The organism is Nostoc sp., assembly GCF_036919595.1.
GTDB lineage: Bacteria > Cyanobacteriota > Cyanobacteriia > Cyanobacteriales > Nostocaceae > Nostoc.
The window spans coordinates 21,859-37,112 of sequence record NZ_JBALCO010000114.1 but is presented as its reverse complement, the minus strand read 5'-3'; the positions used below and the strand labels follow the sequence as shown (position 1 = coordinate 37,112).

General features: G+C 42.0%; 15 protein-coding genes and 1 pseudogene. 10 read left to right on the top strand and 6 right to left on the bottom strand.

The window, feature by feature from the left end:
• Positions 1 to 1,586 precede the first annotated feature (1,586 nt).
• Positions 1,587 to 2,331, top strand: a pseudogene (locus V7K21_RS17505) (S-layer homology domain-containing protein); the annotation flags it as partial.
• A 416-nt stretch (positions 2,332 to 2,747) separates the two neighbouring features.
• Complete coding sequence (locus V7K21_RS17500; RefSeq protein WP_335176337.1) at positions 2,748 to 3,989, top strand: S-layer homology domain-containing protein; 1,242 nt, start codon at positions 2,748 to 2,750, stop codon at positions 3,987 to 3,989.
• 35 nt (positions 3,990 to 4,024) lie between these two features.
• On the opposite strand, the gene V7K21_RS17495 is transcribed toward V7K21_RS17500, so the two are convergent.
• Positions 4,025 to 5,380: a GAF domain-containing sensor histidine kinase gene (locus V7K21_RS17495; protein ID WP_335176335.1), complete on the bottom strand. Its 1,356-nt coding sequence runs from the start codon at positions 5,378 to 5,380 to the stop codon at positions 4,025 to 4,027.
• A gap of 286 nt (positions 5,381 to 5,666) precedes the next feature.
• On the opposite strand from V7K21_RS17495, the gene V7K21_RS17490 reads away from it, so the two are divergent.
• The gene (locus V7K21_RS17490; protein ID WP_041566316.1) at positions 5,667 to 5,984 is read left to right on the top strand and encodes a DUF3155 domain-containing protein; all 318 of its coding nucleotides are present in this window, start codon (positions 5,667 to 5,669) and stop codon (positions 5,982 to 5,984) included.
• Positions 5,985 to 6,434: 450 nt separating this feature from the next.
• Here V7K21_RS17490 and V7K21_RS17485 read toward each other — a convergent pair whose 3' ends face one another.
• Together V7K21_RS17485 and V7K21_RS17480 are read right to left on the bottom strand one after the other, a co-directional pair.
• A complete protein-coding gene (locus V7K21_RS17485; protein ID WP_335176333.1) occupies positions 6,435 to 6,965 on the bottom strand; it encodes a cofactor assembly of complex C subunit B in 531 nt (176 codons plus the stop codon).
• A gap of 52 nt (positions 6,966 to 7,017) precedes the next feature.
• The gene (locus V7K21_RS17480; RefSeq protein ID WP_273762029.1) at positions 7,018 to 7,365 is read right to left on the bottom strand and encodes a PadR family transcriptional regulator; all 348 of its coding nucleotides are present in this window, start codon (positions 7,363 to 7,365) and stop codon (positions 7,018 to 7,020) included.
• Between the two features lie 689 nt (positions 7,366 to 8,054).
• On the opposite strand from V7K21_RS17480, the gene V7K21_RS17475 reads away from it, so the two are divergent.
• The 6 genes from V7K21_RS17475 to rpsN all read left to right on the top strand — a co-directional run bounded on the left by V7K21_RS17475 (position 8,055) and on the right by rpsN (position 13,422).
• Positions 8,055 to 8,633 (top strand): DUF3611 family protein, encoded by a 579-nt coding sequence (locus V7K21_RS17475; RefSeq protein WP_335176331.1) that lies wholly within the window; start codon positions 8,055 to 8,057, stop codon positions 8,631 to 8,633.
• A 243-nt stretch (positions 8,634 to 8,876) separates the two neighbouring features.
• Positions 8,877 to 9,212 (top strand): hypothetical protein, encoded by a 336-nt coding sequence (locus tag V7K21_RS17470; RefSeq protein ID WP_335176329.1) that lies wholly within the window; start codon positions 8,877 to 8,879, stop codon positions 9,210 to 9,212.
• A gap of 193 nt (positions 9,213 to 9,405) precedes the next feature.
• Complete coding sequence (serS, locus tag V7K21_RS17465) at positions 9,406 to 10,704, top strand: serine--tRNA ligase (protein WP_335176327.1); 1,299 nt, start codon at positions 9,406 to 9,408, stop codon at positions 10,702 to 10,704.
• Between the two features lie 467 nt (positions 10,705 to 11,171).
• Positions 11,172 to 12,272: an RIP metalloprotease RseP gene (gene rseP, locus V7K21_RS17460; RefSeq protein WP_335176325.1), complete on the top strand. Its 1,101-nt coding sequence runs from the start codon at positions 11,172 to 11,174 to the stop codon at positions 12,270 to 12,272.
• A gap of 34 nt (positions 12,273 to 12,306) precedes the next feature.
• Positions 12,307 to 12,978 carry an endonuclease III gene (nth, locus tag V7K21_RS17455; protein WP_335176323.1) on the top strand — a complete coding sequence of 224 codons (672 nt, stop codon included), beginning with the start codon at positions 12,307 to 12,309 and terminating at the stop codon, positions 12,976 to 12,978.
• 141 nt (positions 12,979 to 13,119) lie between these two features.
• Entirely contained in the window at positions 13,120 to 13,422 is a 303-nt protein-coding gene (gene rpsN / locus V7K21_RS17450) for a 30S ribosomal protein S14 (protein ID WP_335176321.1), read from the top strand.
• 55 nt (positions 13,423 to 13,477) lie between these two features.
• Here rpsN and V7K21_RS17445 read toward each other — a convergent pair whose 3' ends face one another.
• Positions 13,478 to 13,807, bottom strand: coding sequence for a hypothetical protein (locus V7K21_RS17445; protein ID WP_335176319.1), 330 nt, complete (start codon positions 13,805 to 13,807; stop codon positions 13,478 to 13,480).
• A 118-nt stretch (positions 13,808 to 13,925) separates the two neighbouring features.
• Between V7K21_RS17445 and aat the strand changes: the two genes are divergently transcribed.
• On the top strand, positions 13,926 to 14,501 hold the full coding sequence (aat, locus tag V7K21_RS17440; protein WP_335176317.1) for a leucyl/phenylalanyl-tRNA--protein transferase: 576 nt from the start codon (positions 13,926 to 13,928) through the stop codon (positions 14,499 to 14,501).
• A 15-nt stretch (positions 14,502 to 14,516) separates the two neighbouring features.
• Here aat and V7K21_RS17435 read toward each other — a convergent pair whose 3' ends face one another.
• Together V7K21_RS17435 and V7K21_RS17430 are read right to left on the bottom strand one after the other, a co-directional pair.
• On the bottom strand, positions 14,517 to 14,792 hold the full coding sequence (locus V7K21_RS17435; protein WP_335176315.1) for a hypothetical protein: 276 nt from the start codon (positions 14,790 to 14,792) through the stop codon (positions 14,517 to 14,519).
• A 42-nt stretch (positions 14,793 to 14,834) separates the two neighbouring features.
• Positions 14,835 to 15,029 (bottom strand): hypothetical protein, encoded by a 195-nt coding sequence (locus V7K21_RS17430; RefSeq protein ID WP_335176313.1) that lies wholly within the window; start codon positions 15,027 to 15,029, stop codon positions 14,835 to 14,837.
• Positions 15,030 to 15,254 lie beyond the last annotated feature (225 nt).

Below are 15,254 nucleotides of genomic sequence, written 5' to 3'. Positions count from 1 at the left end.
TGGGGTGGGAGAGGCTGCCAACGGCAGCTTCTCCCACCCCTTAACAATGATTATCATTTTTATTATTTGTATATTTTATTTTCTGGAAGTCCCTATTTAATTGCGCTATGGAAGGAGCTAGGAAAATCGGCTCTATTATATTCTTTATTCAAAAGAGTATTCCAAATTAGGAAATATCCTGATATTTTTGTTAAATAGTAGCAATAAAGGAGCCTTTTCCTGTGGTAATTCCAGGTTTCAGTTTAAGCACATATCTTGCAATTCCCCTAGTATTAAGTCTTTTAGCTCAAGGAGAAAGGATAAAAGTATCTTTAGTTAAAAACGTTCACCAGGTATCCATTAACAAGGAAATGAGTCTATCCAGCCGCGAGCTAATCAGCACGAATGCGACACCGAAAATATACTATGTTAGTGGTAGCGGAAACGACAAAAATAGTGGACTTTCTACTTCATCTGCCTTTAGGACAATTCAAAAGGCAGCAGACCTGACTAACCCTGGCGATACAGTATTGATTATGAACGGAGTATACACAAATTTACCTAAAGCTCCGAGTGTAGTAAGTATTAAACGTTCTGGAACTGCAAATGCATGGATTAGGTATAAAGCATATGCTGGGCATTTCCCAAAAATTCAGCATAATACATGGAACGGTATCCTGATTTCAAGTGGAGCTTCATATATCGAGATCAACGGGCTGGAAGTTATAGGAAACAATGCCAATATAACCCTTGATTATGCATTAAGTCAGAAGACTAACAGATCAAATCCACTTACAAGCGGAAACTGTATAAACATTGACGGACGAGCCAATGGTCATGTTCATCATATCCGTATTCTAAACAACAAAGTGCATGACTGTGGAGGAGGAGGTATCGGAGCAGGGCAGTCTGATTATGTGAAGGTGGATAATAACACTGTGTTCAATAATGGCTGGTATGGTGTTTATGGTTGCAGTGGCATTTCGTTGGGGAGCAATTGGAATTCTGACACCAACCGGGGATACAAGATGTTCGTGACCAACAACAAGGTATATAACAATCGCATGTACATCCCTTGGATTGCGGTGGGAAAGATCACAGATGGTAATGGCATTATTATCGATACTTCCAGAAATGAGCAGAACCCAAATTTGGATGCATATGTAGGACGGACTTTAATTCAAAACAATCTGACATTTAATAATGGTGGTTCAGGGATTCATACATTTTTAAGTGAACATGTTGATATCGTCAATAACACAGCTGTTTTAAATAATCAGAGTCCAGAAATTAAAGATGGGCAAATATTTGCCCGTGGATCATCTGATGTCAGAATTTTAAGGAACATTCTCTATGCTTTTCCTGGCAAGGATATTAACAATGAAGATAATAAAAATAAAAACGTTATTTATGATTATAATATTTACATCAATAATTCTAAAGTAAATGTTAAAGGATCTCACGATATTGTTGCAGACTCAGAGTTTTTAAGTAAGCATTCTACTCTAGAAAAAATATCTGGCGATTGGAAATCGCGGTTAGATAAACAAAATCCGCCAACGCAAACTTATGTAGAGCCTAAGTCGGCGGGTTTTGTTTGTGGGCAAGTGACTTATCGTTTACAAGGTAAACTCATCAAAGTAGGATGCTCGCCGCTATCTTTGGCTCAAACTACTTTTTCTGATGTTTCATCTAGCTATTGGGCGGCACAATTTATTCAACAATTATCTCAACTAGGTGTAATTGCCGGATTTCCTGATGGTAGCTTCCGCCCTGAAGAACCGGTGACACGCGCTCAATTTGCCGCGATGGTCAACCAAGCCTTCCAAAAAATACAGCAACGGCAGGCAATCAATTTTACTGATGTGCCCAGCAACTATTGGGCATCCAGTGCAATTGGGCAAGCTTATAGCATTGGTTTCTTATCTGGTTATCCTGGAAATCGCTTTGAACCTAACCAAGCTATTCCCCGTCAGCAGGTTTTGGTTTCTTTGGCTAACGGTCTGGAATATACTCCCAGCGGTAATACCGAAAGCACTCTGCAATACTTCAACGATGCTTCTAACATCGCTAGCTATGCCCGTAGCCCGATCGCCGCAGCAACACAGAAGCAAATTGTGGTGAACTATCCGAATGTGAAGTTCCTGAATCCAACTGCAACCGCCACTCGCGCCCAGGTAGCAGCTTTTATTTACCAAGCATTGGTTAGTTCTAATCAAGCCTCAGCAATTAACTCGTCCTATGTCGTGTCAAACCTCAGAAATTAACTCGCCCTATGTCGTGGCTATCGGGTCTACTATCCCAACACCTGTATCAGTCATATTTCCCCAAGGGACTGCTATTGTTCTTAGAACTGCACAGGATTTAAGGCTCACACTGAATTCTAACTTGAATTTAGTACCACCATCCTGCTACTAGATTTAACTCCATTCAAGTCGTGACTTTAATCACCCCTGATAGGCGATCGCCACTTCAACTATAGTGGGCGATCGCCTTCATTTTTAACTATAAAAACTTTTATTGAACAGCAACCATTCTACCTCTATATCGTCTTAATCAGTATCGATATTTATTGGAATACTTATTTAATTGTGCTAATAAGTAATCGGGTAATTACACTACTTCCTTTGAAAGATACTTTTAAAGTATAACTGTATGACTAAAGTAATGGTTTTTACAAAAACCAGAAATAATGGGGAATCCAATACTTCAGTAAATGTCTAATTAGTTAACAGTAAAAAAACTAATTTTAATGGATTTAAAAATTAATGTTTACTTTAAATCGTTGGCAATCTAGAACAGCTGCACTCATGGCTTTGAGCGTCACAGTCGGTACTGTAGCGCCTTTCATTACAGCTTTGCCATCTTTAGCTCAAACTACTTTTTCTGATGTTTCATCTAACTATTGGGCGGCACAATTTATTCAACAATTGTCACAGCGAGGTGTAATTGCCGGATTTCCTGATGGTAGCTTCCGCCCTGAAGAACCGGTGACACGCGCTCAATTTGCCGCGATGGTCAATAAAGCCTTCCAAAAAACACAGCAACGGCAGGCAATCAATTTTACTGATGTGCCCAGCAACTATTGGGCATCCAGTGCAATTGGGCAAGCTTATAGCATTGGTTTCTTATCTGGTTATCCTGGAAATCGCTTTGAACCTAACCAAGCTATTCCCCGTCAGCAGGTTTTGGTTTCTTTGGCTAACGGTCTGGAATATACTCCCAGCGGTAATACCGAAAGCACTCTGCAATACTTCAACGATGCTTCTAACATCGCTAGCTATGCCCGTAGCCCGATCGCCGCAGCAACACAAAAGCAAATTGTGGTGAACTATCCGAATGTGAAGTTCCTGAATCCAACTGCAACCGCCACTCGTGCCCAGGTAGCAGCTTTTATTTACCAAGCATTGGTTGGTTCTAATCAAGCCTCAGCAATTAACTCGCCCTATGTCGTGGCTGTCGGATCTACTACCCCAACACCTGTCTCAGTCACAATTGCCCAAGGGACTGCTATTCCTGTGAAGTATGACAAGGCAGAAAAAATTCTGGTTACAAAGGATGAAACAGCGCCTTTGACATTGACTGTATCCCAAAACGTGGTTACGCAAGAGGGATCTGTAGTGATTCCTGCTGGTATTCAAGTTATTGGTCAACTCAAACCTGCTACAGGCGGTTCTCAATTCGTTGCCCAAAAACTAGTTTTGACCAATGGTCAGGAGTATCAGCTTAACGCTACTTCTGAAGTGATTACCAAAACTGAAACCGTCAAGAAGGGTATTAGTACTGGTTCAATTATTAAGAATACTGTATTGGGCGCAGGTGCAGCAACTGCGATATCAGCTGTCACTGGCGATCGCGCCATTGCCACAGAAGAAGTCTTGGGTGGCGCTGGTATCGGTGCGTTGGTTGGTCTGTTCTTCGGTAAGAAGAGTGTTGACTTAATCGCCATTGACCCAAATACCGATTTACAAATGACAATCAATCAGAATTTGCTGGTTTCATTAAGATAGTCATTGGACATTAGTGAATGACTAATGACTAATGATTAATTTTTAACTTCTGGCAACCAAATAATAAATGTGGTTCCTGGCGTATTGAGTGAAGTAATAACAGAATTAATTGCAGGGCTGAAAACCTCGATTTCGCCTTGCATTTGCTCTATTAATTGTTTAGCGATCGCTAACCCCAAACCTGTGCCGGGGATTTCTGTTTGCGCTTGTACACCCCGATAATGCCGTTCTCCAAGATGCTCTAAATCTTCGGGTGGAATGCCAGGCCCATTGTCACTGATCACAATTCCTTGAAAATTAGCTTTTTTTTGCCCCGCCTGAATCAAAATTTTGCCATCAGTAGGAGTATATTTTAAAGCATTATCGATGATGTTAGTTAAGACCTCTCGTAATGCTTTGATGTTGGCACGAACTCGAGGTGAATTCTGTTGAATTTCAGTTATTAATTTTAGCTTTCGCTCTTGGGCGATTGCTTTAGCTGATATTAATAATGGTTCCAATATATCTGCTAACGAGCAGTCAACTGCTTTATCTCCCGTTCCCGGCAATAATAGCGGTAGTTTAGCGGATTTTTGGACAGTTGCTTCCACAAATACTTCACTTTCCGCCAGATGTAGTGGTGCTAAATCTGCCTCTGTCAAGTCAATTACTTGCTCAAATTGTTGCAGCAATTCTTGGAGGCGATCGCTTTCTTGCACAATACTATTTGCCACATCTCGGTTGGCGTCTGCTGGCCGGAACCGTTTCAATAGCAGTTTGCCAAAAGTCCGCAACGCCGTTAAAGGGTTGCGAAACTGATGCAACAGGTTATCCAGTAAATCCCCCTGTTTTTCTCGGAGAATTTGTTGCTCACGCAACTGCTGCTCAAACCATGCCCGCCGTTGATCTAAAATACAAGCGATCGCCAGTGTTTGAGCTATCCGTTGAATCTGACTTTCCTCGTGTTCATTCCATGCCCGGTCTTGCCTACCTGTCACCAGTAACCCCATCATCACACCCTCATAAACCAGAGGTAAAACAATTTGATTACCACTAAGTAGGTATTCTTCTTTTAGATGGGGTTGAGATGCGTCTGGTCTTTCAGACTCCTGTGACGAGGTTGGAGATTCTGCTCCTGCTGTCAATAACCTTTTTTGATCATTAGGTAATATAAACACATTTCCAACTTGAAGTTGCTTGTGTACTGTCGCTTCAGCAGTTTCCTCCCCTAGCAGTAATAATGCTGTTTCTGGGTAAATTACCACAGGAATCAGTTTGGCCTCACCTAAGGGAGTCTCTACCAATTCTTGTGTGAGGTACACAATACTTAAAGTTGCTCCCAGCCCTTGGGTTAGCAGCGCTATTTGCTCTCGACACAGAGCCAGAAAATCGGAACTGGCAGACATTAACATTTTTTAGCTTTTGCTCAAGATTACAGATTTTGAGGCATGATGTTAAGAGAGGATACTTAGTTATTACCTCACTCATTTTATAAAGCTTAACTAAAATCTTCTTAGTGATGGTTACTACCAAGGGATTATATCCTTAGGTGGTTTTGTTTTCTTTACCTTCAAAGATATTAATTTTCTTGCATTAAAAGGTTAAAAGCTATTGATATTTTGAACTAGAACTAATATAATGACGACGGATTTTGTAGCTATCACTACAATCTATAGCTTGAAAGAGGAGGACAATAGATTGGCAAGGAGACGCAAAAGGAAAAGTCGTCGTCGTCAGGAAGGACGGCGGATTTTGGAGCATGTGCCTCAATATAGCATCGAAAGTGGCGAAGAAAAACCTGTGACAGCAGCGAGAAGATTCATTCAAGCTGAAGGTATTTTGCCACCGGCATTGCTACTCGTAAAGCGAAACGAACACACCACAGACCGTTATTTCTGGGCAGAAAAGGGACTCTTTGGTGCTCAATACGTAGAGGAAAACCATTTCTTGTTTCCTAGCTTGAGGGTGTTAGAACCTTCGCCAGGTCAAGAACCTCTTGCTTTAGCTAGTCGGTGAACCAGAAATGGTCATCTTACGCATTGAATGTGGCTCCTGACTATCATTAACTGGCAAAATTGCTAAGTTTATGCAAAATTTAATTTTTTTTTAGTTTGGAGCTGATTTGCTTTTTAAGCCTAGTCTAAGTAGTTGGAAAGTCAACTTGTCTCAAACCATGTTAGATTGCATGGATTGATGCTAGTGTCATGATGCAGAAGGGAGTGGGTATAGAGCCAAGCGCGTCCAAAAGCGCTAGTGAAGTTGCGCTCTTATGCCGTAAATTGTTAAGGAAGCTCTGTCAACAAATTTAAGTTAATGAATTTAAATTTTTCCCCACGACTTGTGTCGTGGGGAAAATTGACAAAGCAGAAGTCTTGATTTCCTCCTGATTACTTTCCATTGCCTAAAGAGTAGGTTAGTTAAAAAGTCTGCATATCATAGTTAAGAAATGGTCACCCAAACCAACAATTATTCACCAGCCTTGAGCTGTAGAGTTCTCTGTAACTCACTGAGTTCATCTCGATGGGCAACTACAGTGATCTTACTTGAGGAGGTTTGTTCGCTCTGAGTTGTTTCTACTTTGAGCGACACCTTCTCAAGTCTTCCAGATTTTTTCCAATAAAATAGACCACTTAAAGGCGACAGCAGTACCATAGCCAGAACAAGGGTGCTGAGGTTAGGAAAAAGCAGGGAAACGACTAGTGATAGACAAACAATACCAGTCGCTGCCAGCAGAGTTAAAAATATAGCTAAGAACCAACTGGGGCGAACAAAACCTTCAAAAGTCACTTTGTTTTGTTCTCGGTCTACCGCTGCCACTCGGTAAGACCGTGAGCGAAAATACTCTTTTAATTGAGACATTAAAGCAGCTTCGTCTTGTTCAGATAACAGTTGCGCTGTTTGTATGCGGTCTTTAGTCGAGGCACGAATAAAGAAAAACAGCCCAACCAATAACAACAAGGTAAGCAGGAACGTAGATGGCAGAATAGCAGTATCCATAACTAATTGTTAGTGTTTGACTGGAGGAGACTTATTCATTATTAATTATTCGTTACTTTGTCCTTCTGTTGATGTAGTCTTGCCAAAGAAAAGCTAAATCCTGTGCTTGAACTTGCCATCCTGGAAAAACTTGGTACATCCGCCTGGGGCGTCCTCGTCCTTCGAGTTTCTTCCAATATCCAGTGATTGCCTTTTGGTCTTCGAGAAATTTGATTGCACTATAAAGTACGGTATCCGAAAGCCTATAGGTGGGATATTCAGTTTCTAATCGCTCAATCAACTCAGTTCCGTAGGATTCACCTTGTAATAAAACAGACAGTATGTAACAAACTGCTACTTCCTGACAAAGGTAAGTTGGCGGAGGATTCTCAAAAAATTGATATATATCCTCAAGTTTCATGGTTAGTGAATGGCTAAAAAAATGCCTTAGGGTAAGGTCTACAATTCTTGTAGTCAGTATACAGTGCTACTACTAAGTAAGTAATATATATAAAGCTACTTAGATTAGATTTCCAAAGTGTAAACACCAAATGATTACCCACGCCTATGAAGTTGTGGGACGAGTTTGCGAGTTTTAGGGGCACAAAATACTGTACCCCTACCCGAACTCAATACGGTGTGGTAAGGAGCGAACAGACAGTGGCGAAGTCACTACCTTGGTGTTAAGTGATGCCGGGCTGGTTAGAACTGCTTAAGCAATAAAATGCCATCGAAGAAATTTTACAGGTAAAATGCAATTTTGTCTGTAAAACTTAATAAACACTTTGTTTTACAGTGATTTTCCCAATGCAGATTCTAAAAGCTTAAGCTAAGTCATATGTCTGGGTTAAAGCTGCTACGCCTGTGGACACACCTAAGCATTAACTATTTCTGATTTCCTCGACAAGAGAATCTCTTGTCTTATTTGGCAAGTGTGATAGTAAATTTATCAAAGAAGACGTAAAGACTAGCAAAGGGAGAAACGCAAAGTGCGATACCTCTTAACAAGGCTTTCCGTGTTCCCCGGGAGTTCTGAACTAAGGCTTTTAGATCAGACTTCTCTCCGTGTTTTTGTGTCCTTTGAAAGCGCCCAGCACATTGGTGAACAGTATGTCACAGACTCCCGATGCTCCATCATCTTCCTCAACTCTCCGGGCGATTGCCCAAACCTTTCGTTTTACAGGTTGGATTAGCTTCTGGATTCAGCTAGTACTAGGCGTTGTTTCTAGCATAATTGTGCTGCTGTTCGCCATCTTTAATCAAAGAACTGGCAGTCCTACTAATAATCCTGGGACTGGCTTTGGCGTATTTTTAGCAATTTGTGGACTGGTTATTTTGGCTGGGGGCATTTATTTAGCTTATCGTTACACTAGAATTGGCAAGCAATTGGAATCCTCCAATTCCAGCAACCGCCCTCGCAAAAGCGAGACTGTGCAAGTATTACGGTTAGGGCTGTGGGTGAATTTAGGGGGAACGTTGGTAACTCTTTTGGGGGCGCAAGCGATCGTTGGGACACTGGTAGCAAGATCCATATCTCCCCAAGCTATAACTACGCAATTTTTTGACCCCACCCGGATTATTAGCGGTCTAGATATGCTTGTGGTGCAGGCAAACACCAACACTGTCTCAGCACATTTTGCAGGGCTTATTGCGTCACTTTGGCTACTCAATCGGATTAACCGACCCTAATATGAATCCTAAGTGCTAAGTTTTCAGGAGTCAAAAGAAATTAATCATACTTTTCCGAAACGGACAAAACTGGGTGTGAAGACAACTACATAATCCTTATAATCCTTCATTAAATTTGATTAGTTAGTTTGTCATCAAAATCCTGTTGTAGAGACGCGAAATTCCACGTCTCTACAAGCCTCTAGTAGGTGATGCCAAAACTAGCACATGGATGATAAGTACCTTTTTTGGAAGTCTGACACCATGAAAAATCAATTTGACACTATGAAAAATCAACCAGCACAGAAATTTAATCAAGACGTATGGAGATTTGGCGTACAGGTTTTCTTTAGTAGCATCGTGTTGGGGCTGTGCATTTTCAAGCTAGGCTCGCCAGGGGACGAAAAGAATATTGCGCTTTACTGGGGTGGTTTATCAGGTGTGCTTGCATACTGGTTACCTTCACCTGGACAAAATAGAGACGATAAGGAACCAGCGAATATCACTCAACGGACGTTTGCAGCCGCTGATAACAATAATGGTAATGGTCATCTTGCTCAGGTTACTGAAACGACAGTAACTCAAGATCCGAATTCATGATTAGTCAAATGCATTATGTTGTTTCTTAGCCCTGGCAGTGATGCTAGGGTAAAATCTTGATTAGAGATTGAGACTAATTTTTCCAATAAACTTTGTTTTTCCAGTTACAACAAAGCAAATTTACTATATGCTAAATGCTTATATATTAACTGTATTGACAGGAAGAATTTAGGCTAAAAACTGAGAAAAATCTGTGCTGGATATTAAGCAAATACGGGAAAATCCACAATTAGTTCAAGAACGATTGAACAGTCGTAGTGGTAAATACGACATTGAACCGATTTTACAATTAGATCGGCAACAACGGCAACTAGAGGGGACACGTAGTCAACTTCAAGCTCGTAGCAACGAAATCGGTAAAATTGTCGGGCAGAAGATTAAATCTGGGATCAATCCTCAAGACCCAGAAATTCAAGCTTTGCGGGATGAAGGGAACTCTGTTAAAGTTACGTTGAGCGAACTGGAACCCCAGGAAAAAAACCTCAAAGCTGAAATTGCCCAACTTGTATTGGCACTTCCCAACTTACCAAGCGACTCTACACCCCTTGGAAAGAATGAGGAAGATAACGTAGAAGTGCGTCGTTGGGGTGATGAGTACATTCCCCAAAATCTGAATATTCTCCCTCACTGGGAAATCGGCGAAAAGCTAGGTATTCTCAATGTTGAACGGGCTGTAAAAGTTGCCCAAAGTCGCTTTGTGACATTGATAGGTGCTGGTGCAGCATTGGAGAGGGCATTAATTCAATTTATGCTTGCTCTCCATACTCAAGCTGGGTATGTGGAAGTCAGTCCGCCGCTGTTAGTGAATACCGAGTCTTTAACGGCGACCGGTCAGTTACCCAAGTTTGCTGAAGAAAGCTTTAAATGCGCTGATGACGACTTGTGGCTGATTCCCACAGCAGAGGTTCCAGTTACAAATCTCTATCGGGGTGAAATTCTCGCTGCGGAAAACTTGCCTATTTACCACTGTGCTTTTACTCCCTGTTTTCGCCGCGAAGCTGGTAGTTATGGGCGCGATATGCGGGGATTAATTCGCCTGCATCAATTTAACAAGGTGGAAATGGTGAAATTTGTCGAACCCACTACGTCTTTTGATGAACTGGAGAAATTGGTGGGAAATGCAGAAGCAATTTTACAGGCGTTGCAGTTGCCTTACCGAGTCGTAAATTTAAGTACTGGGGATTTGGGATTTGCCTCGACCAAAACTTATGATTTAGAGGTTTGGTTGCCCTCTTCTGGCAAATACCGCGAAATTTCTAGCTGTTCTAATACTATAGATTTCCAGGCGCGACGGGCTGATATTCGCTTCAAGGAGGCGGGGAAGAAAGGTACTCAGTTCGTACATACCCTCAATGGTTCGGGTTTGGCTGTGGGAAGGACGATGGCAGCAATTTTGGAGAATTATCAACAACCTGATGGGACGGTGAGGATACCAGAAGTGTTGCAACCTTATTTTCAGCAGGGAGAAAAGTTGGGTTTTCCATCGCTGTAAAATTTACAAAGAGTTCAAAACTCACCAGTTGTACCCCAAGTTTTGCAACCAGTCTTACCAGAACGTGTTTCAAAGCCAACAATACAATTGCAATACCGTTATATTGTTGATTTGCTGTTTTGGCTTCCAATCGCCTTTTATGTTATGTGGGTAATACTATGGTTGTTGTTTTAGCAGAAAAACCAATCTGACCAAAACTTACGATTTAGAGTATATAGACAGTTAGGGTGCGTTACGCTGTCGCTAACGCACCCTATTAGCTTTAGATGTTAGAACCAGGGATGAAATATGCCCCATACCCAATGACGCCACTTGCTTCTCAAGACAGGAGACACTCTTGCTAGCAAGATCCCCTACGGGGTACAAGCCGGGGAACCCGGACAACGCAGTGGCTCCCCAATGCCCAATGCCAAATGCCCAATTAGAATGGATATAACTATAGCTTAATATCTTCACTAATTTACTTTATGTCAGTTTTAGCAGCGATCGCAGTCTTGGCTGTTCTGATCTTGGTACACGAGTTGGGACATTTTGTTGCAGCTCGTTCTCAAGGCATTCTGGTTAACCGTTTTTCTTTGGGTTTTGGCCCAGTTCTTTTAAAGTACCAAGGTTCACAAACCGAATATGCTGTCCGTGCCTTTCCCTTGGGCGGCTTTGTGGGCTTTCCCGATGATGACCCCGATAGCGATGTTCCACCCAATGACCCGAATCTGCTGCGTAACCGTCCAGTATTAGACCGGGCGATCGTCATCAGTGCCGGAGTGATCGCAAATTTAATATTTGCCTACTTGGTGTTGGCTCTGCAATTAGGTATTGTCGGCATTCCCAAGGAATTAAACTTTCAAGCTGGTGTCCTTGTACAACCTGTTAATCAAGAATCTGTTGCCTACCAAGCAGGAATTCGGGAAGGAGATATTATTCTGGCTGTGAATGGTCAGGAACTCCCTGCTTCTGAAAAGTCAACAGCTTTGCTGACAAAAGAAATTCAAACTCATCCTAATCAGCAAATCGAACTGAAAATTCAGCGTGAAAACCAACAACAATCGCTGAAATTAACACCAAAACTGGGAGCCGATGGCAAAGGTGTAGTTGGTGTGGCACTTAGTCCAAATGCTACAGCAGTTTATCGCCGTCCTAATAGTCCTTTTGAAATTTTCGGCATTGCTGCTAACAGGTTTCAACAATTATTTGTTGGGACACTCAGCGGTTTTGGGCAGTTGATTACCAATTTTCAACAAACTGCTGGACAAGTTTCTGGTCCAGTTAATATTGTCAAAATAGGTGCAAAATTAGCTGCTGATAATAGTGCAAACCTGTTGTCTTTTGCCGCAATTATCAGCATTAATTTGGCTGTGATCAACATTTTGCCTCTACCAGCTTTGGATGGCGGACAACTCGCTTTTCTGCTGATTGAAGGTTTGCGTGGTAAGCCTGTGCCTGCCCGTATTCAAGAAGGCGTCATGCAAACCGGTTTGGTATTACTCTTAGGGTTAGGAATTTTTCTGATAGTTAAAGAAACCACCCAATTAACTAGCGAATTGCAATGGGTGCAAAGATTGTTCCAGTGAGCGTTAACTGAAAATAGGGAGTGAGGAGTAGGGAGTGAGGAGTAGGAAAGAGAAACTTTCACCTTTAAGGCAACGATCGCTAGAAATTTTAGCTCGTCTGAAGCGTCTTTATCCAGATGCTACTTGCTCTTTGAATTACTCAACGCCAGTACAACTGTTGGTGGCAACTATTCTTTCTGCTCAGTGTACTGATGAGCGGGTGAATAAAGTGACACCAGCTTTATTTAGTAAGTTTCCTGATGCTGCTAGTTTAGCGATCGCTGACTTGGTAGAATTAGAAAGCTTGGTGCGTTCAACTGGGTTTTATCGCAATAAAGCCAAGAACATTCAAGCCGCCTGTCGGATGATTGTCACTGAGTTTAACTCTGTTGTCCCCAACCAAATGGAACAGTTGTTAAAGCTTCCAGGTGTGGCGCGGAAGACAGCAAATGTAGTTCTGGCTCATGCTTATGGTATTAATGCTGGAGTGACGGTAGATACTCACGTCAAGCGCCTGTGCGAGCGTTTGGGTTTAACTGAAGCAAAAGACCCGGTTCGGATTGAGCAAGACTTAATCGGGTTATTGCCGCAATCAGATTGGGAAAATTGGTCAATTCGGCTGGTTTATCACGGTCGTGCGATTTGCAAAGCCCGCTCTCCTGCCTGCATGGCCTGTGAGCTTGCAGATTTATGCCCTGCTGCGAATAAACCAGTGGTTGTAGGGTAGGTTTTCAGTAAGTAATTTCTATCTCTTCGTCCCGTATCCGTCAATTTCAGCTTGACATACCAGTAGGCAACACAAAAACCCTAGAATTGATAGAGAGACTGTAGAATGGAAAATGCTGTCTTTTAATCAATTAAAAATTGTATGGCAAAAAAAAGCTTGATTGAGCGCGAGAAAAAGCGCACCAAGTTGATAGAAAAGTATGCTGACAAGCGGGAAGCTCTCCTGGAAGAGTTCAGAAGTACAGAATCTCCCCTGGATAAACTGGAAATCCACCGGAAGATTCAACAGCTACCCCGGAATAGTGCGCCCACTCGCCACCGCAACCGTTGCTGGTTGACTGGTCGTTCTAGAGGTGTTTACCGCGATTTCGGACTGTCTCGGAATGTGCTGCGGGAATGGGCGCATGAAGGTCTTTTGCCTGGAGTTGTTAAGTCTAGTTGGTAGTCAACAGTCATTAGTCATTGGTAAATAACAAGGGACTAATGACTAATGACAAAAATTATTGACCACAACACTTATCAATTCCCAGACTTTCTAAGAGTAGATCGCTGACGGCGTTGGCGATCGCAAACTCTCCATAGAAGCTACTGGAAAAATCATACGACTGCATCTCTGTGACAATGGCAATTACCAGAGAACCAAGGTCGTTTTCTCCTTCCATCCGTTGACGCACAAAAATCTGTGCGGCTCGTTGAGCAATATTTTGGTTGATTGCTTCGGGGATAAATTCTGTATCTAGCCACCGCTGTAAACGCTCTCGTAACCATTCACCTTCGAGCAGCGGATTTTCAGGCGGTGGTAGGGTGATGGGTGGAATTGGTTGAGTCATTTTTTTATCTTAAATGCAGAGGGACGCAGAGGGAAACGCCGAGGAACGCTGAGGTTGACTGCTAGCATCAAAGTGCGTTTCTAAGAGTGTTTCTAAGAGTGTTTTTTTATATTTATTTATGCAATATGATATCGCCGCTATTGTTGAGGGTTATACACAAGGCTATTTTCTCATGGCTGATGAGCGCGATCGCCTGAGTTGGTACGGAAGTCGCGATCGGACTTTTATTCCTTTGGATGAGCGGTTTCGCTACCCCAAGTCTTTGCAGCGTGTCATCAATCAAGAGCGTTTTAGTGTGGCGATTAATCGGGACTTCCAAGCTGTGGTGGCTGGATGTGCTAACCGTGAAACAACTTGGATTTCACCAGAATTACAAAAGATTTACTGGCTACTTTACCAAAATGGTTATGCTTATAGTTTTGAAACTTGGCAGGGTGACGAATTAGCTGGGGGAATTTTAGGGATTGTTATTGGTAGTGCTTTCATTGGAGAGTCGATGTTTTACCGCATTACTGAAGGCTCGAAGGTAGCAATGGTCAAGTTGGTGGAAAGATTGCGCCAGAGGAAATTTGTGTTTTTTGATGCCCAAATGATGAATCCTCATTTGGAGAGGTTTGGTGCTTATCGGGTTGAGGATGAAGAATATCAAACTTTACTTAAGCAAGCGTTACAACGTCGCTGTTCTTTGATGTAAAGGCTAAGAGACTTTTTAACACAGCTTTTCTCTGTTCGACTTGAACAATACCTCAGGTACTGATTGGGCTGCAAGAGCAGCAGTTAAAAGGTTCTGTCTGGAGATTATTGGCTCAGATAGGCAAGCCAGTGAGTGAGCAGCGAACTGATAATTCAGAAAGTTGCTGACGCTAATCGGATCCCAAATCTGCTCAAAGCGATCGACAGTACGGTTATCTGCCTCTAAACTCGTTAGTGTGACGTTAGTAGTATAAGGTCGTTCTACAAATGCATAGCTCAAGCTATTGTACAAAGACCACTTATCGCTAAAATTATGCTCAAATTTGTAGCCAACTCAAGCAGACTGCATATCACTCAAACTATAAATCTTTTGGGCTGGTTTAACTTGATTGGATGCTGTCTGTTGGGGTAATGGTTGTTTGTCAGTTTTTGGTATCTCCTGACTTATAACAGGAAGAGTATATGGCACCATTGAGGCAGTAAATAAAAGACATCGCCGAAACAAGACAAATAGTTTTTCCACAGCCACTTATCACTCCTCACAATTAGCTATTTACTTTTAAATCACTACACTACAAAATATGTCTTTGATATAGGTGATCGCAGAACCAATGAACCTTTATCTTTTGGCATTCATGTTTCTAATCAGAATACTAAAGGCACAAGCTGCCAAAGAACCTGTCAAAAAATATTTTTTCATCTGTTTGCTAAAATATTTAAATTTTTAGATATTTTTTCCTCAAGGGTAAAACTA